The organism is Lysinibacillus sp. LZ02, from assembly GCF_050613145.1.
Lineage (GTDB): Bacteria > Bacillota > Bacilli > Bacillales_A > Planococcaceae > Lysinibacillus_B.
This window is the reverse complement of sequence record NZ_CP192507.1, coordinates 3,010,531-3,034,105: the sequence shown is the minus strand read 5'-3', so window position 1 is coordinate 3,034,105 and position 23,575 is coordinate 3,010,531. Positions and strand designations below refer to the sequence as shown.

Here is a 23,575-nt window from a genome sequence, read left to right as displayed (position 1 = left end):
AGAAAGGGGTAATTTTCATGGGGATAAAAATGTTAGAGAAACTAGCCGCAATTCCGGGGAATCATCGCTTAACGAGCTATGAGGAAACAGCAACAACACATGATTGGCAAGAAACAGAGAAGGCATTTAGCTGGTATGAGACGGGAAAGGTTAATATGGCATATGAAGCAATTGACCGTCATACAGAAACATATCGTAAAAACAAAGTTGCACTCTATTACAATGATGGCGTACGCAAAGAAGCGTATTCATTTCATGACATGAAGTTATTAACAAATAAAGCAGCGAATGTGTTGAAAGAAGCGACGGATATGAAAAAAGGGGATCGAATGTTTATTTTCATGCCTCGTTCGCCTGAGCTGTATTTCTCACTACTAGGCGCTTTAAAAATGGGTGTCATTGTGGGGCCATTATTTGAAGCATTTATGGAAGGCGCGGTATATGATCGCCTTTTGGATAGTGAAGCCGTTGCGCTAGTGACGACGCCAACACTACTTTCACGAGTGCCGGTAGAAAAGCTACCACATTTAAAAACTATTTTTCTTGTGGGGGATCAGATTGAAGAAACAGATAAAATCGTAGACTTTAATAAACGCATGCAATCTGCTTCCAATAAATTTGATATTGAGTGGGTTGATAAAGAAGACGGCATGGTTCTTCATTACACTTCTGGCTCAACAGGTGCACCAAAAGGGGTGCTACATGTACATTACGCAATGGTGCAACAATATCAAACAACTCAATGGGTACTAGATTTAAATGATGATGATATTTACTGGTGTACGGCTGACCCAGGTTGGGTAACAGGTACAGCTTACGGCATTTTTGGTCCGTGGTTAAACGGTGCAACAAGCTTAATTTTAGGAGGTCGTTTCAGTCCACAAGCCTGGTATAGTGCGATTCAAGACTATGGTGTAACGGTTTGGTATAGTGCGCCAACAGCGTTCCGTATGCTTGCAGGTGCAGGGCGTAGTGTATTAGAGCGATATGATTTGTCAACACTACGTCATGTTTTATCGGTTGGGGAGCCGCTAAATCCAGAAGTGATTCGCTGGGGCGTAGAGGAATTGAGTCATCGGATTCATGATACTTGGTGGATGACTGAAACGGGTGGACATATAATTTGTAACTATCCGAGCATGGATATTAAACCAGGGTCAATGGGGAAACCAGTACCAGGAGTTTATGCAACAATTGTGGATGATCAAGGGAATGAAGTACCACCGTTTACCATGGGGAATTTAGCGATTCGTAAAGGTTGGCCAAGTATGATGCGTCAAATTTGGAATAATCCTGGAAAGTATGATTCGTATTTCTTAAAAGGCGAATGGTATGTATCTGGCGATTCAGCCTATATGGATGATGACGGCTATTTCTGGTTCCAAGGGCGTGTTGATGATGTCATTATGACAGCTGGTGAACGTATAGGTCCATTTGAGGTTGAAAGTAAATTACTAGAACATCCAGATATTGTGGAAGCGGGCGTTATCGGTAAGCCTGATCCATTGCGTGGTGAAATCATTAAAGCATTCATAGCATTGGGTGAAGGTGTAGAGCCATCTAAACAATTAGAGGAAGATATTAAAGAATTTGTTAAACATGGACTTTCTGCACACGCAGCCCCGCGTGAAATCGAGTTTAAAGATAAATTACCGAAAACGCGTAGCGGTAAAATTATGCGCCGAGTCCTAAAAGCATGGGAACTGAACTTACCGACTGGCGATCTTTCAACGATGGAAGAGTAATTTTCTCAGTTGATAAGAGCTATAAGGAATGCATGTGAAATAGAACGAATTGTATAGTTATTAATTTTTATACAATTATATGCATACTATGATCATTGTGTGAAAGGAGATATTTCGAAGGACTGTCGAAATATCTCCTTATTTACATTGCTTAAATATTTAGTTGAACAGGCAGAGAAATATAAATCATATCGATAAGTTAATTCTGAATATTTTAAGATTATATAAAAATACGGTTGACTAAATATTTATACAGCACTATACTGTTTTTATCTTAATCGTTTAAACAAGGTTTATTGACAATATATAAAGGAAAGTATCATGTGTAATGAATGGTGTCTTTCCAATTATGAGGTGAAGAAAATGAAAGTTGGAATTATCGGTGCCACTGGCTATGGTGGTTTAGAGTTAATTCGTTTTTTATATAATCATAAAGAAGTAGAGAACCTAACATTATTTACATCATCAGAGGAAGGGACGGTCTTTTCAGCGAAGTTTCCTCATTTAATCGATATTAATGATCAACCACTGCAAAAAATTGATTACGACGTATTAAGTGAGTTTGACGTTGTATTTGCGAGTACGCCTTCTGGAGTTTCAAGTAGCTTATTTCCTCCATTGATCGATAAAGGACCGAAGTTAATCGACTTGTCCGGTGATTTCCGTTTAAAAGATGTAGAAAGCTATAAGCAATGGTATAAAAAGGAGCCGGCACCGCAAGAAGCAATCGATGTAAGTATTTACGGCTTAACGGAATGGAACGAAGCGGCCATTAAGGAAGCAAAACTAATCGCGAATCCTGGTTGTTATCCGACGGCTGTTTTATTATCACTTCTACCATTACTAAAAGAAAAGTTAATTGATCCTAGCTTTTTAGTCATTGATGCTAAGAGTGGTATTTCCGGTGCGGGGAACAAACCATCGCAAACAACTCATTTTAGTGAAGCAAACGAAGCATTTTCTATTTATAAAATAAATGAACATCAACATATTCCGGAAATTGAACAGGCGATTAGTATGTTTGCTGGGGTAGAGACAAAAATTTCGTTTAATACCCATTTAGTACCGATGATACGTGGAATTTTGGCCACGTCCTATGCGCAAGTGATGCCAGGTGTTACACAAGCAGATTTAATTCATTGTTTAAAAGAAACATATAAAAATCACCCATTTGTCCGTGTACTTGATGATGCGGGATCAATTGGCACAAATCGTGTAAAAGGTTCCAACTATTGTGATGTGTATGCGAAGTTAGATGAACGAACAGGCCGCGCAACAATTATCGGAGTAATTGATAATTTAGTTAAAGGTGCTGCTGGTCAGGCGATTCAAAATATGAATGTACAAATGAATTTACCGCAAACGACAGGCTTACAAGTCGTGCCGCTATTCATTTAAGGAGGATATTATGACAACGATTGAAATAAAGAAGCTATCAAGTAGTAATGTTGTTTCACCAAAAGGGTTTACAGCTGCTGGGGTACATTGCGGTATAAAAAAAGAGAAAAAAGATTTAGCGATTTTAGTAAGTGAAGTACCAGCGTCTGTCGCAGGTGTATTTACGACAAATGTAGTGCAAGCAGCGCCAATAAAAGTAACAAAAGAAGTGGTTTACAATACGCAGAAAATGCAGGCGATCATTGTAAACTCAGGTAATGCCAATGCGTGTACAGGGAAACAAGGGATTGCAGATGCTTATGAAATGCAAAGCTTAGCGGCTGCCAAACTAGGCATCGAATCGTATTTAGTAGGGGTAGCATCAACAGGTGTCATCGGTGAAATTATGAACCTAGCACCAGTGAAAAAAGGCGTTGAGATGTTAGCTCCTAGTCGTGATTTAGAAAGTGGAATCGATTTCGCGCAATCGATTTTAACAACTGATACAGTAATGAAAAATACAACTTACGCAACGAACATTGATGGGCAGGAAGTACTTGTATCAGGTACGGCGAAAGGTTCAGGGATGATTGAGCCGAATATGGCGACAATGCTTGGCTTTATTACGACAGATGCAAATATTGAATCAGCGGAATTGCAAAAAGCATTATCAGAAATTACGAACGTCACATTTAATGCCATCACAGTAGATGGGGATACATCAACAAATGATACAGTGGTGGTCATGGCAAATGGTTTAGCAGGAAACGAGCCACTAACACCAGCACATCCGGATTGGGAAAACTTCTATACAGCACTACGTTTAGTAGCAGAAGATTTAGCAAAAGCGATTGCACGTGACGGAGAAGGTGCAACGAAATTAATTGAAGTAGAAGTTGATGGTGCGATTTCAGATGAGGAAGCACGTAAAATTGCCAAAACAGTAGTGGGCTCACCACTTGTAAAAACAGCAGTATTTGGCTGTGATGCAAACTGGGGGCGTATTATCGCAGCAGTGGGCTATAGTGGTGCAACAGTAAATCCAGAAAAGATTACCATTAAAATTGGCGGTGCGACAATGGTAGAAAAGGGCGAGCCAATCAAATTCTCTGAAGAAGAGTTAATCGAAATTTTAAAACAACAAGAAGTGAAAATTTACGTGTCGTTGGAAGTAGGAGAAGGGCACGGCTTTGCATGGGGGTGTGATTTAACTTATGACTACGTTCAAATCAACGCATCATACCGCTCGTAAAATGGTGATTAAGCTTGGAGGTAGTACGTTAGAAGGTCTAAATGAGGCCTTCTTTCGTAATTTCCAGGCATTGCAAGATGAGGGGTATCAATTAATTATTACACATGGTGGTGGCCCGGCGATTAACCGGGAGCTAAAAAAAGCGAATATCGAATCGCATACGGTAAATGGTTTACGTGTGACGACAGCAGAAATGATTGAGCTTGTCCAATCAACTTTAATTGGAAAAGTAAATCCAGCACTTGTGCATGAGCTGAATGCAGCGGGGATTACAGCAGTGGGACTAAACGGATTTGATGGTACCCTTTTAGAGAGTACATATTTAGACAAGGATACGTACGGTTTTGTTGGGGAAGTAACAAACGTGAATACGGCTCTTCTTGATGCACTAACAGCAGCTGGTATTGTGCCAGTAGTCGCTTGTATTGGCACAACAACAGAAGGGCAGGCACTTAATATTAATGGCGATACAGTGGCAAGTGAAATCGCATTAGCGGTAAAAGCAGAAAGTTTACTTCTCGTAACAGATGTTTCAGGGATTCGGATTCATGATGAGTATCAAAAGGAAGTAACGGAAGCAGACATTAATGGTTGGATTGAAGAAGGACATATTTACGGTGGGATGATTCCGAAAGTACAAGGTGCTGTTGCTTGTCTACATGCAGGCATTCCATCTGTACAAATTGTCAGTGATACATTAACAGGTACAAAGATTAAAAATGAAGGGTAAGTGAAGAATATGGGTGCATTATTTCAAAATTATGCAAGAAGACCAATTGCGATTGTTGAAGGAAAAGGAACAGAAGTGTTTGATACAAATGGTAAGCGCTATTTAGATTTTACGAGCGGTATCGCAGTATGTGCACTTGGTCATGCACATCCAGCGATTGTCAAAGCCATTCAGGAGCAAAGTGAAAAGCTTTGGCATATTAGTAACTTATTCGAGAGTCCAGGGCAAGAAAAGCTAGCAGAAACACTTGTGAAGGATGTTCATTTATCACATGCTTTCTTCTGTAACAGTGGTGCTGAGGCAAATGAAGCGGCAATTAAATTAGCACGCAAGCATACGGGGAAACATAAGATGATCGTATTCGAACAATCATTCCATGGTCGTACATTTGGTGCGATGAGTGCGACAGGTCAAGATAAAGTGCGCAACGGATTTGGTCCGTTAGTAAGTGAATTCGTGACGTTACCATTCAATGATGTGGAAGCGTTAAAAGCGGCAGTGGATGGTGAAACAGCGGCAATTATGCTGGAATTAATTCAAGGTGAGGGTGGTGTAAACCCTGTAACGGAGGAGTTTGCGGCAGCAATTCATGAAATTCATCAATCAACAGATATTTTATTAATTGTGGATGAAGTGCAAACAGGTATTGGGCGTACAGGTACCCGTTTCGCGTTTGAACAAACGGTATTAAAGCCCGATATTGTATCCATGGCAAAAGGTCTTGGCGGCGGCTTCCCAATTGGGGGGATTTTAGGTACGGCTGAACTATTTGATACATTTAGTGCGGGTACACATGGTACAACATTCGGGGGTAACCCACTAGGTGTAGCTGTTGCACAAACGGTACTTGACCATGTATTTAACGAGGCATTTTTACAAAATGTACAAGAAAAATCAGCTTATCTGATTGCAAAGCTACAAGAAGCATTGCCGCATGTAACGGTGAATGGCAAAGGGTTAATGCTAGGAATCGGTTGGGGTGAGGATGTTGCGCCGTATGTGACTGCTTTAGATGAGGCAGGACTACTAACTGTTGCAGCAGGTCCAAAAGTCATTCGTTTATTACCACCGCTAACGGTTTCAAACGAAGAAATCGATGAAGCGGTAGCGATTTTAACATCTGTTTTAGCGAAATAAATCAAATGGGGGTGTCCAGAAAGTAAAAACTTTCTGGACACCCCTTTACTTCTTAATAATTATCCATTAAGAAATATTGCTCCTGCGGTGGTCACATCAACATGCCACCATCCTCGAAAGGTTCCGTCTCAAAATGTCTTTTCAGACGACCCCTTTCATGAAATTATACTTATAAACAAATTTTAAAGTCATTCATTGGATTGTGAAGAATCTGGTATTTCAGGTTCGGATATATTGCCGTCTCCGTTGTCCCCATTAACATCGGAATCGTTTGATTCATTTCCGTTACCATTGTTATTATTTTGGTTATCGTTGTCCCCATTGTCCGTTGGTTCATTCCCAGATCCATTCCCGTCGTTTCCATTATCCTGTCCATTTCCGCCATCTTCATTGCCGTTGCCGTTGTTATTTGGATCACTTGGTTCAACAGGTTCTGTTGGTTCTGGAGGTGCTATTGAAATTGGATTTGATGGAGCAGATTCACGACCAGTAATATCAACAGCAACGACTATATATGAGTGCCCATCAGGAACAGTAATACTCCGTCGCCCTGATCCGTTAATGGATGAAACGAGTGCCCTCGCTCCACCTGTTACATTGTAAACACGATAACCGACAACATCATTTGATGCTGATTTTGACCAGTTCATTGTGTTTCCTGCTAGTGAAGCAGCGACAGCTTCGGGTGCTGAACTATCCGCATTAAATGTATTGCCACTTAGTGAGGATGTGCCCAATGATGAGTTGTTTGGTAATAATTTTGACGGGTCCCCACCTAAGCGTCCGAGCATCCGTTTTGCAAAGGTTGGGTTTAAACCGAAACCACTACTAGAAATAAATTCAGCTGGTGTTGAATTTAATGCTTGATAATATTTCCCGTCGATTTCAACAAGTGATGCCCCCGATCCAAAGCTGTCATCTATCCGTGATGGTATAAAGACGTTGCGGTTAAATAAATCTGAGCGAACGAGTCCTGCGTTTGAACACGCTGCAGAAGGTGCTAGCCCTGACATACCACAGAATGAAGCACTTACCACATCTTTAGGGCGTTGGAATCGCTCTTTTGTCCCTACCAGTTCACTATTGGCGTCATAAGCAGCATTCATTAAAGATGCCCATAACATATTGACGCGTGTACTTGGTTGGAAATACGTCGTGTTAAACGTATTGAGTGTACGTTGTTGATCGTATCCTAACCATACACCGAGCGTAATATTTGGATTATAACCAACTAGCCATACATCTTTATAATCTTGCGTTGTTCCTGTTTTTGCTGCAAAGTCACTTGAGAATTTTAACATGCTTCTTGCACGTGTACCCGTACCGTACTCTAAAACATCACGCATCATGTCTGTCACGATATACGATGTTTCGGGACTAAATACTTGGGCGGCCTCTGCTTTATGTTCATATATCACATTGCCATCAAGATCGACAATTTTGTCAATCATATAAGCATCGATAAACTGTCCGTTATTGGCAAATGTAGCAAAGGCGTTTGTGTTTTCTTCGACGCTCGTACCGACTGTTAAGCCGCCGATTGCCGTTGAAAGGTTTACATAATCGCCATCTGTTAATTTACTAAAGCCCATTTTTTCTAAAAATGTAGCAGGTTTACGATCTAAAATAGAGTCATATAAGCGTAGCGCTGTTAAGTTTTGAGAGTGAGCAAGGGCTTCACGTGCGGGCATAAGTCCGCGCTCTTCGCTTTCGAAATAGTTAGATGGGCTATACCCACCGATTGAGAATTTTACATCGACAACAGGACTACCTGCCCCAATCACGCCGTATTCAACTGCTGGACCATAGGCAAGTAATGGTTTCATGGTTGAACCGTTTGGACGAAAAGCTTGTGTCGCATGATTTAGCTCCACTATTTCAAAGTCACGTCCACCAACAAAGCTAATAATACGGCCAGTGGAGTTTTCCATTAATACGCTACCTACTTGAACAGGCATTTGGATCTCGATTTCTTCGCCATCTTCATTTGTTGTGGTAGCCGTATACGTATGACCATAGTATTTAAAGTTTTTTGCTGCTTCGTTCATCGTATCGTACATGTTTTTATCGATGGTTGAGTAAATTCGATAACCAGAAGAGCGGATATCACGGTCGGCTAGAATTGAATATTTCTCCATTAGGTTTTCTTCTTCATCTAAACGCTCGGGGTCAATGCCATCACGCTCTGCTAATATTTTAGCCATAATTTTTGTGGCACGACTTTCGATTTCTGCTGTAATCCAAGGATACAAGTCCGTTGCACGAGGGACAGGTTCACGGAAGTCTTGTGTAATATCATAGGTTATAGCTTCCTCATATTCTGCTTCTGTAATATAGCCAGCTTCTTGCATACGGTAAAGAACCGTTTTCATCCGGTTAATCCCTGGTTGTAAACCTTCTTCCGATTTTAGTTCACCAGTTTGCTTAAAAGGTGTGTACGCATAAGGTGATTGTGGAATACCTGCAATATAAGCAGCTTGTGCTAAATTTAATGTAGATGCATCGACACCAAAAATCCCTTCAGCAGCAGTGGCAATCCCTGCAATATTGTTACCCGATGAATTACGACCATAAGGAATGATATTTAAGTAAGCTTCTAAAATTTCTTCCTTTGTCATAAAATGCTCAAGTCTCATTGCTAGTAAAATCTCTTTTGCTTTACGTTCATACGAGACTTCGTTTGTTAAAATTTGGTTTTTAATCAACTGCTGTGTTAATGTTGATCCCCCTGTTTGTGTGGAAGAGTTTGTCACGTCTTGGAGTAAACCACGAATAACAGCTTTTGGTACAATTCCGTTATGTTCACGGAAATATTCATCCTCTGTGGCTAATACGGCATTCACGACAAGTGGTGAAACCGAGGCTAAAGATGTCTCACGACGTTCTAGATCTGTTCGAAGCTTCCCTATATAAATTTCATCTGCAAAATAAATTTCACTTGTTTCTTCGTAGTTAAGAACTTGTTCACGCATTTCAGCTTGCGAACGAAGTGGTTCTTCTTTTACGAGAGAAGCGAAGTAGCCAGCGCCGACAGATAGAGCAAAAATCCCTGCTGTGACTAGAAAGATAAACAATAATAAAGCTAAGTTCCAAAATACGTCTCCTGTAATTCGTAGGCGACGTCCTCTTGTAGAACTAGCAAAAGATTCGATTTGTTTATTTAACTTTATAATTCTTTCATATACTTGTTGGATCCATTCTTTCACTCAATCGACCTCCTAAATCTTAATAATTATAGCATATTTCTAAATTTATCGTGCAACATATTGACAACTGTAAAAATTTGAGTAGAATATTCCTTATAGTTTTTCGAGCATTGAAAAGATTGCAGTAGTGCAGTACGTTCCCTGTATAGAGAGCTAGCGGTTGGTGGAAGCTAGTCATAACGGATGCATGAATTACGTTCTTGGAGCTTGAACGTGTACGTCGCGTTAAGACGATTGGAGTGGAAGAGAATTCTTCAAGCCGGGTGGTACCGCGTTATGTATAAACGTCCCTGCATGCGATTTTTGCATGCAGGGCTTTTTTATTATAGGTATACACTAATTCTACACTTTTTGTAATTATATCCCTTTTAGGATGGATTAAACATTTAGGAGGAAATACTATGACAAACGAATTATTACAAGATTTACAATGGCGTGGGCTTCTATATCAACAAACAGACGCTGAAGGTATGGAAAAACTATTAAACGAAGAGAAAGTATCTTTATACGTAGGGGTAGACCCAACTGCTGATTCAATGCACATCGGTCATATCGTGCCGCTGTTAACGCTTCGTCGTTTCCAACAAGCTGGGCATAAGCCGGTTTTATTAGTTGGTGGTGCAACAGGAATGGTAGGAGACCCATCTGGACGCTCTGAAGAACGTCAATTACAAACAATCGAGCAAATCGATAAAAACGTACAAGGCTTAAAGAAACAATTTGAGCGCTTATTTGATTTTAATGCGGCTACTGACAATGCAGCGAAGCTCGTAAACAACTATGACTGGATTGGCAAGATGAGCGTCATTGAATTTTTACGCGACTACGGAAAATTAGTTAACGTCAACTACATGCTAGCAAAAGATACAATTGCCTCACGTCTTGACTCAGGGATTTCGTTTACAGAATTCGCGTACACGATTATTCAAGGCATTGACTTCAACTACTTATACGACAACCATCAGGTGCGTATTCAAGTAGGTGGCTCTGATCAATGGGGGAACATTACAACAGGTCTTGAAGTAATCCGTAAAACACATGATGAAAGCGCAAAAGCATTCGGTATTACGATTCCTTTAGTAACAAAAGCTGATGGGACAAAATTCGGTAAAACAGCAGGTGGTGCCGTTTGGTTAGATGCAGAAAAAACATCTCCGTACGAGTTCTACCAATTCTGGATTAACGCAGCAGATGCGGACGTAGTGAAATATTTAAAAATCTTCACATTCTTAACGCGCGAGGAAATTGAAGCGTTAGAAGTATCAGTACAAGAAGAACCGCATTTACGTAAAGCGCAAAAAGCATTAGCAGAAGAAATGACAAAATTAATCCATGGTGAAGAAGGCTTAGCAGCTGCTGAACGTATTACGGCAGCATTATTCTCTGGTGATTTAAAAGCATTATCAGTAGAAGAAATGAAAGTTGCCTTCTCAGGTGTTCCTTCTGTAGAAGTAGCGAAAGAAGATAAAAACATTGTAGATTTACTTGTAGAAGCTAGTATCTCTTCTTCTAAACGTCAAGCGCGTGAAGATGTAACAAACGGTGCGATTTCTGTAAACGGAGAAAAAGTCCAAGACCTAGAATACGTAGTGGACACAAAAGACCGTTTAGAAGATGCCTTTACCATTATCCGTCGTGGTAAAAAGAAATATCATATGGTGAAGTTTAACTAATATAGTGAAGAGGGTGTTCGGAAAGTTTTTGTTTTCTGGCGCCCTTTTTGTTTACTTTAAAAGAGGGATGGCAGTTTCAGCAATGTGTTACTTTGCGTCCGTAGCTTTGACAGTAACAGTGGATTTTTCACTTCCATTTATTAAAATAAATTATTTTAATCCTCCGATTGTGTCAGATAGCGAAATCGATATACAACTTAATTTAAAATAAGTGTCAAATCGGGACTATTTACTTAAATGGCGCTTAACCTCAAATAAGTTGTATGTCAAAATCGACGACTAGAGGTTTTGATGATTTTACAGTGAGCGTATAATTTTTTTCTATTGAAAAAATGTAAGGAAGCATTTGTTTTTATCAAAATAGAGAGGTAGTTATTGCTATTCACATTATAAAGACTCCTATCAAGCATGTTGAATCACGATGAGTTTCTCGGAAAAAAGCTCGATTATTTTCGTTTTTTATCCCAAAACTCACTTTTTTCGTCCTCTACATAAGTATTCTTTTTGGTAAATTTCTCTCTTTTTTAGTACAGCAGCTATTCGTAGAGCCTTCTATTTCGAATGAAAACGTTCATTTTTTAGCCAAAATCCGAGGGAATGGGCCGATTCGTTAGCAAGGGGTTCGATCGTTATGTCGGGAGAGAACAATGGACTTATACCGGTACGAATGAGATCAAGTGCTATAAGTATCCCTCGTATAAAAATATGAGTATAATAGTTTCATACATAGTTTTAGGAGGATATATGTTTTGACTGCACAGCTGAACACACAAATGGACGACCGTGAGCCTGTTTTATCGATTATGGTAAAGCCTCGCGAAACATTCCGATATACACTTGATCATAAAACCTTTTCTTATTCACTTTATGTAGGTGCAGTAGGGGGATTTGCAAGTGCTTTACTATCATTATATAGTACGAAATATCCGTTTCCGTATAGCCTTGGCGAAGTCGTGTATTCGTCGTTTATTACGGGTATCTTATATTTTATGATTGCCAATTTAGTCATCGCTTTTATGCTTGCTCATATCGGTGCGGCATTCGGCGGGAAGGCTTCATTTAAAGCGATGTTTCAAACGATGTGCTTAACGGTTATTCCGTATATTTGGTTAATGCCTGTACTGTTATTTTGGATGCAGTACTCAAGACACACATTTTTCAACATTCCCCATGATGGACTAACGATGGGAGAGGCGATATGGTCGTATATAGGAAGCTTTATTATTTTAGTCGCAAGTATTTGGACACTCGTCTTATCAATTATTGGGATTTCTGAAATCCATAGTTTTTCAAAATGGAAGGCCTTTTTCACGCTACTTATTGCTAGTATAGGTGCTGCTATGATCGTTGGGTTACTTGTTGTACTGATACTGTAATAGGGTATTGATAATAAAAAGTTTATAAAGTAAATCGTAAAAGCCTGCATTTTTTTGTAGGTTTTTTTCTATAAATTAAGTACGGGAAAGGGTAATGAAAGGATATATAATCATTCTGTTGACAAGTTTATTTTCTAGGTAGAACTAATTAAACAAGCTGAATTTCACAGAGTAAATAGGGAAAGAGCGACTGAACAATAAAATTTTGTTAGGAAGAGGTGACATGTTAATTTAATGGGAGCAAAAATTAACATTGGTTTTGTTAAAAGTGATGTTAGCACTTTTAATGGTAACTATTATTGTTTAATAGATTTCCTTAATAATAATGGGATGAAAGTTAAAGGTATAACATTTTCCACTAATAAAAATGGATTGAAATGGGTAGAAATTAGCAATCCACATGTTTCAGAAACTAAGAAATTAGTGGATGAACTGAAGAAAGCATATTATTGTGAATTTAAAGTTACTGATTTTCCCTACTACAATAATTCATATGTTGATGTAGTAATTAGAATAGATATTTATGGAGATGATTTTTATAGCTTTACTCTAGAAATGGAGGAAGCATTCATCATACAGAGTTATGAAATAAGTGATTTAGAATTTGTAGAGACCTTTATTATAAACTTTATGAAAACTTTTTGTAGAAAACTTAAAATGGATTATGCTTTTTCTTGCCAAGAAGCTGAAGTTGTATTTTCGCCAGAAAAATTTAAGAATCTAACACAACCATATTATTCAATTGAAGCTAGATATGATGACCATAATAATTTAAAAATTTCAAAGGCTAGTTGGTACATAAATGGGGTAACTAATAGAAAAATTAAGGATTAAGCTAAAGCACAATGAAAATATAGAATTTTCCTACTAATTGATAATGGACTATCTGATTTTAGGTTTATATTTCAAAAAGCACTTGTTAGTTATAGTTCTTGATGCCCAATTAGAGTCTTAAATGGTTTAGTTTGGATTATGACTTTATAGGAATGTATTTAAGGATTGGGGCTGTTTTGCCAGCGCTTCATATTAACGATTATAACAAGATTGAAACAATCCGCTTTAATCTGGCTATTTAGTCACTTCTGAAAAATGCCATATTGGCAAGTATTGTACATGTACAAAAAGTGTAATAAATAAGTACAAGTCTGTTACTTTAGTTTTAGTAGCGGACTTTTTTGCGTTTTATTGAGGTGGCACCGACAACAATTATGATGGACACCGACAGCAAAAATAACAATATCGAAAGGGGAATTTCGGAAAAACACCTGTGTATTTTTACTATTATTATTATTATTATTATTGATAGGATAGAAATAACCCGGGTGTGATGCATTTGTTATTCAATTTCCATCCCTTGGCCTTTCCCTCTCACTTTGACTCTGTTACCTTGAGTAGTCACTTTTTTCCGTTCTTGTATGCATCTATAATAGCGTTTTCTATTTGCTTGTCGGTCATTTTACTTGGAAATACGTCTTTCTTTCCACTTTGATTTGCTCTTCCACCCGAGGTAGTATGACCAGATGTTATATGATCCATATCTAATTTTATAGGTTTATAAAAAGGTGAATTTACAGATTTAGTTGATTTAGTAACAGCTTTTACAACTTTACTTGCACCTTTTACTCCAGGCACAATAACACCTGCTCCAGATGTTATTCTATCAGAAGTTGATAATACCTCTCTTGTAATAAGATTTTTACCTGTTATTACTTCATAAGCTGCTTTACCATTAGAAATTCTAGGTATGAAATCTAGAACATCGGAAAGTGAGGCTACTCGAAAGCTATTATTATATTTATTCATGGAGTTTTGGGGTATTTTTACAAAATCCTTGTAGCTTGAATTATAACTATTACTTTTTTAATGAGTAAGAATTGCTTGTTACTTTTAAATTTTTATTAACACTAACTATCGGCTCATTTTATAAATGAGTAAAACGTACGTTTGCATAAAATAATTATGCAATAGTATAATGGTAAAATAATTATTATTTAGAAAATTAAGTATATTTGTTGTGCGAAAGGGGGATGTGGTGTAGTGCAAATAACGGTGCAAAAAAAATCGCTCGGGCGCAGTCGAAAGCTAGAGGCGGTGGTGTATGAGCTTGCGGGGCAGCCGCAAACGTTGCGCGAACTGTTGCGGGCGCTAGTCGAGGTAGAAGTTGCGCGCTACAACGAAGCAGATTCGTTGCTGCGTTTTTTAATAGAGGCGGAGGAAGCGACGATTGAGGAGCGCGGAAAGGCGAAGTTTTCAACGCTTTCACCGCGTGCTGAGCAGTCGCTCGAAAAGAGTGTGCAGGTGATGGAGCTGGCGTTTCTAGACGGATTGTTTAAGGTGCTACAAGGGCAATATGTGTATACGTCGCTTGATGAGGCGATTCACTCAGACGAGCCGGCTTGGACATTTATTAAACTAACATTTTTAGCAGGAAGATAGGGGGCGTTTATAATCGAGCACGTAATGGAAAAGCTTCAGCAGCAGCTTGCAAAAGCAGAGGATTATGATTTTTACAAGGCGGATGAGCTATTTTGTAAGCTTGATTTGGAAACATTTGATGATTTACAGCGCAGTGAGCTAATGGCTTTTTTGCCAACGATTTTGTCAGAGGAGCGGTTTGTATTATTTGAACGTTTGCTCAAGCTTTTGCAGACGATTCCGTATTCTCAGTCGTATGCGCGCCGCTCGTACCGCGCACCGCAGTCGGTCAAGCTACATAGCACGCGGCTTATGAAATTTATTTTATGGTTAAAAAACCATCCGGCGTATGATTTTTATGCGGTGTTTGAGCACAATGCGAAGGAAGGCTATGCAAGTGGCGTGTGGCAGTTCGTAACGAAAGATAAAGAGCCGATTATGCTGCGTGAACTATTTACATATGAGCTGGCGCTACGGTTAAATGCACGTGAGGCGCGGGCGGAGCAGTATGTGCGTGATATTTTATGGAAAAACGGGGCGCATCCGCTTTATACGCGCGAGCTCATTCGCGGCATTTTAATGTCAGAGCATGAGGAAATGCATCAGCTGCTCGCTAATGTGCTCATCGCGGCGAAAAATCAGGAAGGTGTGCGTCAAGTGATTGCCGAGTCGATTGATGAAGGCTCGTTAAAGGCACAGCTGACGTTTATGAACGTTATTTTAGAACATGATTTACTGCGCTTTTCGTCCATTGTGCGTGCCGTTGATGTATGGTTTGGACTTGGCTATGATGTGTCAAATCGCCGACAGCTTCAATATGTACTTGAAACGAGCTACGCGGCGCTGCAGGATGAGACAATCATTGAGCAACTGCTAGAAAGTGATAGCAATTTAGATATTTTCATTGCGCTTTGGTGTATCGCATGTCGTGATATTAATGGTGTGTTTGATCGTACAGATGCGTTACTTACGCGCGCTGATTATGTGCAGCAAACGATGCTGTATACGCTATACAATATGGAAATGACACGCCCGGTTTATGATGTCGTGAGTGCGCGTATGCTGCAAACCGATAATTTGACGACATTTATGTTTGGTATCCGCTGTGTGATTAGGTCGTTCCCGTATACATATTGCTATAAAGATGACGACGAGCGAAAACTTGTCGACAATTTTTTCACAGAGCATCCGTGGCTAGCGAACGATGCGTCAACGTGGCTACAAAAGGTACAGCAAATGCGCGCGGCATTTCGCGGGGAAACGTATGAGGTAAATAGCACACCTTTCACGTTTTTACATGCAACGTTTGAGCGGGTAAGCCTATTTAAGCTCGAGCTATTGTTGGCGCTTCATGTGAACGATGAGCGGCATGTGCGCGCACTTGCGACGGCTGTGACGAAAATGTCGGTCAATTGTCGCGATTATTTTTACTTCTTTGCGCCAGCTTGTCTTGGCGACTATGATTTACTGATGCCGGCGCTAAAAGACCGTAGCGCGACAATTCGTCTTGACGTCGTGAAAAAGCTTCAAACATTGCCGATTCCGTTTGAGCAATTAAAAAGCTATATTCCATCCTTACTTGCGCTCAAGTCAGGTGAGATGCGTGTTGCCGTTATCGAAATGCTGAAAAAGCGACCGCTTGATGAAATGGAGTCGTTTGCAATTGAGCTATTGCAAAGTAAAAAGGAGCCGGTGCGTTTAAGGACGCTCGAGCTACTAGTCGAGCTAAAGGATCAGCTTGCACCGCGTGATTGGTCGAGCTATATTGAGTGCCCGAGTGAGAAGGAAAAAGGATATTTACAGCTGTTTGAGCAGCAAAAGACGAGCTTTTTAGATGAGCCGCTTGAGCCACTTCACTACATTATGGAGCCGGAGACGGATGTTTATTTTACGTTTAAAGATTTTGCGGAATATGATTTTAAGTTATTAGCGGAAAAATTAATGGCGTTACGTGCATTAATTGAGGAGCATGCGGAGGTAGCGTATACGCAGCGAGGCTATGAGCAAACGGTGTTAATCGGTGAGCGTTTAACGCTCGCTGAAAGTACGCCAGAAGCGCCAGGGTCGATTGATCAGCTACCGTTAGCAGAAGTGTGGTGTGACTGGCTCATGACGTGTGAGCTGTCAGTTGATGATGTGTATTGCTATCTTTATTTAAAGGAAATTAGTCGCAACTTTTATTGGGGACGCCGCAATTTATCGCAAAAATGTTTAGCGTTATTAAATACGTATTTGCCAGAGGAGCGGCAAGATTTACTGGAAAATTTATTTGACGAGGCGCCGTACGAGCAGCAAGTGTCGACAATTATGCATTATTTAGTTGGCGACGGGGATGCACCACTGCAAACGACGCTGCATGAGCATTTAGAGAGCGTTGCGTTTGACTATGTAGCGTTTTGTAGCGGGATGCTACGCGACCTTGTCGTCAGCTGTGCGGATGTTGATTTAGGGATGAAGGATAAGGACACGCCGTATACGCTGCTTGATATTTCATTTTTCAGTGCAGCTTTTTCGGAAATGGGCTTTTATGCGCATACGATGAAGCCGGTGACTCAATATTTTTACACGGCGTCGCTTTATTTCGAGCGGGTTGAGGACTATTTTAACCATATTCCATTAGCAAGTATTTTACTTGCGGTGGCTAATGATATGCTGACGATTGACCATTTGCGCCGCATTGTTTGTATGAAGAAGTTTGCGTATATGCTTGAGCTAAGAGCAGAGACGGTTGATTTAATTGATTGGTATAGCTGCTCGGAGGAAGTGTACGAGATGATTCACGCGCTGCAGACGTACGTTATTGAGGAGGAGCTTGCGCGCGGTGAGCTGGAGGCGAAGACGACGTATCTCGTTAGCCATATTCGAAAAGTACCGGGAATTGATTACTTTATTCGTTTATTAAAGGCGCTCGGTGAGGAGAAGCTAAGCCGTCAATGGACATACGGGGTGCATACGCGAAAGGATAGCTTGTCGACGCTACTTGAGCGTGTGGAGCTAAGCGAAGAGGACATGGGTGAGGAAAGCTTTGCAAAATTAGATGCGGCAGGTTTTACAGCGGAACGGCTTATTGAGGCGATGTTTTATAATACGACGCTCATCCCGTTTATTAGCCGCTACATCGACTGGGAAGGGCTAGAGGATGTGGCGTGGTACTTCATTGCGCATACGTCGGAATATAATAGCGATTTTGAGAAGGCAAAAATAATGGAGTATAGCGCGATTCCGGCTACAGATTTCCAGCGCGGGGCGTTTGACCGTGCGTGGTTTATGACGGCGCGTACCCGTTTAACGGCGGAACAGTTTGACATTGTGTACAATGCTGCGAAATACGCATCGTCCGGCTCGAATCACCGACGCGCGCAGCTATATGCGCGTGCAACACTAGGGGAGCTAGATGCGGAGGCGTTGCGCGCGGAAATTTGTGACAAGCGCAATAAAGATAAGCTGCGTGCATATAGCCTGTTACCTGCAACGATGGATGAGGCAAAGGAGCGCTATTTATTTTTCCAGCAGTTTTTAAAGGAAAGCCGTGCTTTTGGTGCTCAGCGCCGCGCGAGTGAGGCTGAGGCGGTAGAAATGGCTATTTTCAATCTAGCCCAGCAGGCGGCGAATGGCAACACGACGCAGTTTATGTGGCAAATGGAGCAGGAGCGCTACCGCGAGCTAGAGAAATGGTTTACGCCGCAGGAAATTGACGACGTGCAGCTATACCTTGTATACGAAGAGCAAAAGGTAGACGTGCGCATTATGAAAAACGGCAAGGCGCTTAAGTCCGTGCCGAAAAAAATAGCGAAGCAGCCAGATGTGCTAGAGCTACTAGCAGCGAAAAAGGAGCTAACGGAGCAGGCTCGTCGGATGAGGCAGCAACTGGAGCGAGCGATGTGCGAGGAAACAGTGTTTGACGCGCAAATTGTACACAGTTTACTTGAAAATCCGCTCTTTGAGACGTTGCTACGCGAGCTTATTTGGTGTCAGAATGATAAATTTTATGCTATTCGTGATAAGCAGTTTGTCGCACTTGACGGAAGTGTCGTGCAAGTAGCAGGCGAGCTACAAATTGCCCATCCGGCGCATTTTTATGCAGCGGGCAATTGGCGAAGCTGGCAGCGCTTCGTATTCGAACACGGCTATAAGCAGCCGTTTAAACAAGTGTTCCGCGAGCTTTACGTTCCTACTGAGGAGGAAAGGGAAGTACGGTTTACAAATCGATTTGAAGGCTATCAAATTCAACCGACGAAGGCTGTGGCGTTACTGAAATCGCGCGGCTGGAAGGCGAGCTATGATGAGGCGGTACGCAAAATTTCCTATCGCTACAACGCGATTACGTATATTGATTTTGTGTATGACTACGGGACGCCGGGGGATGTCGAGGCGCCGACGCTTCGGGATATTTGCTTCTATGGGCGACTGACGAATAAAAAGATGAAGCTTGGCGACGTCGCACCTGTGCATTTTAGTGAGGTCATGCGTGATATCGACTTAGTTGTAAGTGTGGCACATGCTGGTGAAGTAGACCCGGAAGCTTCGCATTCAACAATTGAAATGCGCGCTGTTATTGCTGAGGAAATAATCGAGTTATTCCAGTTAACGAATGCGGAAGTGAAGGCGCCACACATTGTTCTTCACGGTAGCCTTGGCAACTATACAATTCACTTAGGTAGCGGTAATGTGCACCAGCTCGGTGGAGCGATGATTCCGGTGATGGCCATTCCGTCACAGCACCGCGGCCGCGTCTTTTTACCGTTCGTTGATGAGGATCCGAAAACAGCGGAAATAAACGCGAAGCTGTTGTTGTTTGCAGATGATGGGGATATTAATGATCCAGGGATTCGGGGGAGTATTCGATCGTAAAGGTTAGTTTGAAAAAATAAAGTTCGTTGTAAAAGCTGTTGCCTGTATGTTTTAGGCAACAGCTTTTTAATTGACCAAGCAATTAGCACAATGAGGTGATGCCATTGGGAAAGTAAAGAAACTAACACTGAAGCAACAATTAAGGTCGATTATAGCAAAAAGACCGTTAGAAGCATAGGGCAAGAAAACCTTACAAAACCTGACATTAAGGCCTATATAGATGAGCGTATGGAGCAAATAAAATCTGAGCGTATGGCAGACCAACAAGAAGTCGGGAAACTACTAATGGCTGTTATGCATCGATGAGGAGAGCTGAAAAATCAGTATTCCTACTTGATGTTCACGGAAATATGAAGATCTATGTTCAACATAGGCTACAACAGCTCAAAAGTGAGCCATTAAATAGGTATCTTTAAACATTCAAGACACTACCTAACTATCAAATATGACGGAGAGATTAAGGTACACTGTATTTGATGCACCTTATAGCATTAATCAATTCAGTGTTAAATTCGACATTTACCAAATATAAAAAGGTATCTCCCAAATTGGGGATACTTAAAAAATTCTCTACATATCAAAGGTATGTCAAATTTGATATTCCTCTATAAAATAAAAGGGAGACGAAATTTCGCTCCCCCTATCGGTCCCAAACTAAACCTAAAATATCGAACCTGTATAGGTTGCTTAAAGCCTTACTATCACTCACTCATTGCTATGCACGCGCTCGTCCCAGTTAGCCTCACATTAGCCCAAAATTAATGTTGTTTTATGCCCCAATTGCATGAATAGATAAAATAAGAAAAGCCCCAAAAACCTTTGTATATCAAGGTTTTTGGGGCTTTTTGTGTTGCTAAATGCAACGAAGTTTTATTAACGAGAGTAGAACTCAACGATTAATTGTTCGCTGATTTCAGCTGATAATTCAGAGCGCTCTGGAAGACGTACGAAAGTACCTTCTTTTTTGTCAGCGTCGAATGTTAAGTATTCTGGTACGAAGTTGTTTACTTCGATTGCTTCGTTAACAGCAACTAGGTTTTGAGATTTTTCGCGTAGAGAAATCGCTTGACCTGGTTTTACTGAGAATGAAGGGATGTCAACGCGTTTGCCATCTACTAAGATGTGGCCGTGGTTAACTAATTGACGAGCTGCACGACGAGTGCGAGCTAAACCTAAACGGTAAACTAAGTTGTCAAGGCGAGTTTCAAGAAGGATCATGAAGTTTTCACCGTGTAGACCTTGTAATTTACCAGCTTTGTTGTAAAGGTTTTTGAATTGACGCTCAGTCATACCATACATATGACGTAATTTTTGCTTTTCAGTTAATTGTAGACCATACTCAGATTTTTTACCACGAGCGTTTGGACCGTGTTGACCTGGTGCGTATGGGCGTTTTTCTAATTCTTTACCTGTGCCGCTTAAAGAAATACCAAGACGGCGAGAAAGTTTCCAAGATGGACCTGTATAACGAGACATATTAGTCTCCTCCTTTAAATTTGGTTTTTTTGTTGTAAAACAAAAACCAGTTATACCCGATACTTAGTTGCATTTTATTTTCACGTAATTTCGCTTGAGCAGCCGATCAAGTTACTTTTACACCATCTATTGAAAAGAGGAATAAAATACAGAATAAGTTTGTATAACTGCTGCGTTCATTTTACACAAAAGAAATTGTATCTTTTTTTTAAAAAAGAGTCAAGAAAGAAGTGTAGAATGATAACTGGTAAAATTTAAAAAATGTAACCATTAACGACGGATTGCACTTTATATTTCCAGAGACGTAGGCTTTAATAGAAAAAAAAACCATAAATTTCAATAGTCAAATAGACATAATCCGTGTATACTAAGTTATAAGATAATACTATTGATTCGTTAAGTTGAAAGAAAAGGTGATTTCATGAATGAACATCAACAAATTATAACGAATATTAAATCGGATATATTGAGTCTTTATGTTAATTCAATAGATGGAAATGATACATTAGATAGGTTTTTTGAATCGTTATTAATAGTACTAAAGAAACATATGGATTTTCATCACAGTTGCGTTTTAGTCTACGAAACAGATGGGCTAAAACCGTTGAAAACTGAATCATCGAAAGTAATGGAGATTCCATGGGCACTTTTTGACACCTACTTTGCCTCAGAAAAAGTTGTAAATATTCCTGACTTGTTAAGTGAGCAAGAACCGTATAACCAAATGACACACATGATGCTATTGCAAGTAGAACAAAAGCCGCCTAGTGGAATTTTATTATTTAAAGCTTCAGAACAGTGGCAACTATTTTCAGGAGAAAAAATAGCTGAAGACTTAGTTGATACACTTTCGAAAGTAACATCCGTTGTGAAAGAAACACAAAATATGCGGTTAAACGAAAATCAATACCGTAAGCTATACAATATGACGGATCTTTTTCATTCCACAATGGATATTGATTTAATATTACAAAACGTTCTAGCCACAATTAGAGAAAATTTCCCGGATTTAGTCGTTGAGTTAATTTTGTCTAATGATCAAGATCGTCAAACAACGATTCATATTAAGCCATTCGATTATTTATCAGAACGCCCTTCAACAATTGAAGCTTTTGTTTCCGGCGATATTACAACGGAACTAGCCGAGGATTTAAACTGTCGATTACTCAATGCACCAATTAAAGGTAGACAAGCTATTTATGGGATTCTACAAGTAAGTGCACCAACAACATATGAGTTTTCAAAGGTACAAAAAGAGTTTATTGGCATGCTCGCACAAGCTTCTGGGAACGCTTTAGAAAATGCGAAACTTTACCATCAATCACACCGATTGATTAGTGATTTGCAACTGATTAATGAAACATCTCACCGCTTAAATATGAAGTTAGATATTAATGAAATGCTCTTATTTTTACAAAAGCAATTAATAAAGTCATTTCAGCCGATGGAGATTTGCTTCGTATTCAAAAATGGCGATCGTTATGAATTAACGGAAGCGAGTACCGGGCTATTTAAATCATCACAAGGGCATGTATATATTGACTATGTAGAAAAACATTTTGATAGTACACAAGACCCGTTATTTATTGCTGATTTTAGTCGATTAATTGCTGAAGATGTGAAGTATAAGTCGGTTATGGCGATTCCAATGATTGTGGAAGAGCGTATTAATGGTTTTAGTATTGTGTTACATCGGGATCCGTATTTCTTCTCTTTCGATAGTTTCAAACTGATGCAATCGCTGATCCATCATTCATCTTTAGCGATTGCGAATTCTCTTTTACGAGACGAGCTGCAAAATATGGTCGACCGCGACCACTTAACAAAGCTATTTGCACGTAGTTACTTAGATGATTATGTAGAAAAATCATTAGTAAGTGATGAGTCGGGCATGTTTATGTTAATTGATATTGATAATTTTAAGCGTGTAAATGATACGTATGGGCATCAAATTGGCGATGAAGTACTCATTCAAATTGGCACACAATTGCGGGAAACAATTGGTAAACGGGGCATTTGTGCTCGTTGGGGCGGTGAAGAGCTGTCTGTTTATATCCCGAATATTTTAGATGATGAAGCGCTAAAAATTGCCGAACAAATTGTAGCTGTCATTCCGCAAGTCACAACACCGGTTGTAACCATTTCAGCTGGTTTAGTGACATGGAATCAAACGGCACGCCCAGAGTTCCAATCAGTATTTTTACATGCAGATACGGCGTTATATAATGCTAAAAATAATGGCAAAAACCAAGTTCGTATGTTTAATGATTCAATGCAGTTGCAACCTTAAGCAGGGTTATTCAAAATCATTAACTTTAGCTAAACTTTTATACAAAG

15 protein-coding genes and 1 other annotated feature are annotated in these 23,575 nt (G+C 40.1%); of the genes, 12 read left to right on the top strand and 3 right to left on the bottom strand.

Features of this window, described 5'->3' with window-relative positions; genetic code table 11:
* Window positions 1-17: 17 nt before the first annotated feature.
* The 5 genes from acsA to ACQQ2I_RS14690 all read left to right on the top strand — a co-directional run bounded on the left by acsA (window position 18) and on the right by ACQQ2I_RS14690 (window position 6,241).
* Window positions 18-1,745: an acetate--CoA ligase gene (gene acsA, locus ACQQ2I_RS14710; protein WP_431027546.1), complete on the top strand. Its 1,728-nt coding sequence runs from the start codon at window positions 18-20 to the stop codon at window positions 1,743-1,745.
* 363 nt (window positions 1,746-2,108) lie between these two features.
* Window positions 2,109-3,143: an N-acetyl-gamma-glutamyl-phosphate reductase gene (gene argC, locus ACQQ2I_RS14705; RefSeq protein WP_431027545.1), complete on the top strand. Its 1,035-nt coding sequence runs from the start codon at window positions 2,109-2,111 to the stop codon at window positions 3,141-3,143.
* Between the two features lie 10 nt (window positions 3,144-3,153).
* A complete protein-coding gene (argJ, locus tag ACQQ2I_RS14700; protein WP_431027544.1) occupies window positions 3,154-4,374 on the top strand; it encodes a bifunctional ornithine acetyltransferase/N-acetylglutamate synthase in 1,221 nt (406 codons plus the stop codon).
* Complete coding sequence (argB, locus tag ACQQ2I_RS14695; RefSeq protein WP_431027543.1) at window positions 4,337-5,104, top strand: acetylglutamate kinase; 768 nt, start codon at window positions 4,337-4,339, stop codon at window positions 5,102-5,104. The genes argJ and argB overlap by 38 nt, the downstream gene beginning before the upstream one ends.
* A gap of 9 nt (window positions 5,105-5,113) precedes the next feature.
* Window positions 5,114-6,241 carry an acetylornithine transaminase gene (locus ACQQ2I_RS14690; protein ID WP_431027542.1) on the top strand — a complete coding sequence of 376 codons (1,128 nt, stop codon included), beginning with the start codon at window positions 5,114-5,116 and terminating at the stop codon, window positions 6,239-6,241.
* Between the two features lie 188 nt (window positions 6,242-6,429).
* Here ACQQ2I_RS14690 and ACQQ2I_RS14685 read toward each other — a convergent pair whose 3' ends face one another.
* A complete protein-coding gene (locus ACQQ2I_RS14685) occupies window positions 6,430-9,447 on the bottom strand; it encodes a transglycosylase domain-containing protein (RefSeq protein WP_431027541.1) in 3,018 nt (1,005 codons plus the stop codon).
* 101 nt (window positions 9,448-9,548) lie between these two features.
* Window positions 9,549-9,742: a binding site (T-box leader), on the top strand.
* 106 nt (window positions 9,743-9,848) lie between these two features.
* Here ACQQ2I_RS14685 and tyrS point away from each other — a divergent pair.
* The 3 genes from tyrS to ACQQ2I_RS14670 all read left to right on the top strand — a co-directional run bounded on the left by tyrS (window position 9,849) and on the right by ACQQ2I_RS14670 (window position 13,330).
* The gene (gene tyrS, locus ACQQ2I_RS14680) at window positions 9,849-11,120 is read left to right on the top strand and encodes a tyrosine--tRNA ligase (protein WP_431027540.1); all 1,272 of its coding nucleotides are present in this window, start codon (window positions 9,849-9,851) and stop codon (window positions 11,118-11,120) included.
* A 749-nt stretch (window positions 11,121-11,869) separates the two neighbouring features.
* Window positions 11,870-12,496, top strand: a complete 627-nt coding sequence (locus tag ACQQ2I_RS14675; RefSeq protein WP_431027539.1) for a YIP1 family protein — start codon at window positions 11,870-11,872, stop codon at window positions 12,494-12,496.
* A gap of 234 nt (window positions 12,497-12,730) precedes the next feature.
* Window positions 12,731-13,330: an Imm64 family immunity protein gene (locus ACQQ2I_RS14670; protein WP_431027538.1), complete on the top strand. Its 600-nt coding sequence runs from the start codon at window positions 12,731-12,733 to the stop codon at window positions 13,328-13,330.
* Between the two features lie 561 nt (window positions 13,331-13,891).
* Here the strand turns inward: ACQQ2I_RS14670 and ACQQ2I_RS14665 are convergent.
* A complete protein-coding gene (locus tag ACQQ2I_RS14665; protein ID WP_431027537.1) occupies window positions 13,892-14,299 on the bottom strand; it encodes a pre-toxin TG domain-containing protein in 408 nt (135 codons plus the stop codon).
* A 234-nt stretch (window positions 14,300-14,533) separates the two neighbouring features.
* Here ACQQ2I_RS14665 and ACQQ2I_RS14660 point away from each other — a divergent pair, with 234 nt between their 5' ends.
* The 3 genes from ACQQ2I_RS14660 (at window position 14,534) to ACQQ2I_RS14650 (ending at window position 20,068) form a co-directional block, all read left to right on the top strand.
* Window positions 14,534-14,932 carry a hypothetical protein gene (locus tag ACQQ2I_RS14660; RefSeq protein WP_431027536.1) on the top strand — a complete coding sequence of 133 codons (399 nt, stop codon included), beginning with the start codon at window positions 14,534-14,536 and terminating at the stop codon, window positions 14,930-14,932.
* 24 nt (window positions 14,933-14,956) lie between these two features.
* Complete coding sequence (locus ACQQ2I_RS14655) at window positions 14,957-19,762, top strand: DUF5724 domain-containing protein (protein ID WP_431027535.1); 4,806 nt, start codon at window positions 14,957-14,959, stop codon at window positions 19,760-19,762.
* Between the two features lie 138 nt (window positions 19,763-19,900).
* On the top strand, window positions 19,901-20,068 hold the full coding sequence (locus ACQQ2I_RS14650) for a terminase small subunit (protein ID WP_431030525.1): 168 nt from the start codon (window positions 19,901-19,903) through the stop codon (window positions 20,066-20,068).
* Window positions 20,069-20,635: 567 nt separating this feature from the next.
* Here the strand turns inward: ACQQ2I_RS14650 and rpsD are convergent.
* On the bottom strand, window positions 20,636-21,238 hold the full coding sequence (gene rpsD, locus ACQQ2I_RS14645) for a 30S ribosomal protein S4 (protein ID WP_431027534.1): 603 nt from the start codon (window positions 21,236-21,238) through the stop codon (window positions 20,636-20,638).
* A 421-nt stretch (window positions 21,239-21,659) separates the two neighbouring features.
* On the opposite strand from rpsD, the gene ACQQ2I_RS14640 reads away from it, so the two are divergent.
* Window positions 21,660-23,528: a sensor domain-containing diguanylate cyclase gene (locus ACQQ2I_RS14640; protein WP_431027533.1), complete on the top strand. Its 1,869-nt coding sequence runs from the start codon at window positions 21,660-21,662 to the stop codon at window positions 23,526-23,528.
* Window positions 23,529-23,575: the final 47 nt, after the last annotated feature.

What these genes read in the sequence shown, in the direction of transcription:
- acsA (WP_431027546.1), top strand. Translation starts at nt 18, where the DNA reads ATGGGGATAAAAATGTTAGAGAAACTAGCCGCAATTCCGGGGAATCAT.
- argC (WP_431027545.1), top strand. Translation starts at nt 2,109, where the DNA reads ATGAAAGTTGGAATTATCGGTGCCACTGGCTATGGTGGTTTAGAGTTA.
- argJ (WP_431027544.1), top strand. Translation starts at nt 3,154, where the DNA reads ATGACAACGATTGAAATAAAGAAGCTATCAAGTAGTAATGTTGTTTCA.
- argB (WP_431027543.1), top strand. Translation starts at nt 4,337, where the DNA reads ATGACTACGTTCAAATCAACGCATCATACCGCTCGTAAAATGGTGATT.
- ACQQ2I_RS14690 (WP_431027542.1), top strand. Translation starts at nt 5,114, where the DNA reads ATGGGTGCATTATTTCAAAATTATGCAAGAAGACCAATTGCGATTGTT.
- tyrS (WP_431027540.1), top strand. Translation starts at nt 9,849, where the DNA reads ATGACAAACGAATTATTACAAGATTTACAATGGCGTGGGCTTCTATAT.
- ACQQ2I_RS14670 (WP_431027538.1), top strand. Translation starts at nt 12,731, where the DNA reads ATGGGAGCAAAAATTAACATTGGTTTTGTTAAAAGTGATGTTAGCACT.
- ACQQ2I_RS14665 (WP_431027537.1), bottom strand. Translation starts at nt 14,299, where the DNA reads ATGAATAAATATAATAATAGCTTTCGAGTAGCCTCACTTTCCGATGTT.
- ACQQ2I_RS14655 (WP_431027535.1), top strand. Translation starts at nt 14,957, where the DNA reads ATGGAAAAGCTTCAGCAGCAGCTTGCAAAAGCAGAGGATTATGATTTT.
- rpsD (WP_431027534.1), bottom strand. Translation starts at nt 21,238, where the DNA reads ATGTCTCGTTATACAGGTCCATCTTGGAAACTTTCTCGCCGTCTTGGT.
- ACQQ2I_RS14640 (WP_431027533.1), top strand. Translation starts at nt 21,660, where the DNA reads ATGAATGAACATCAACAAATTATAACGAATATTAAATCGGATATATTG.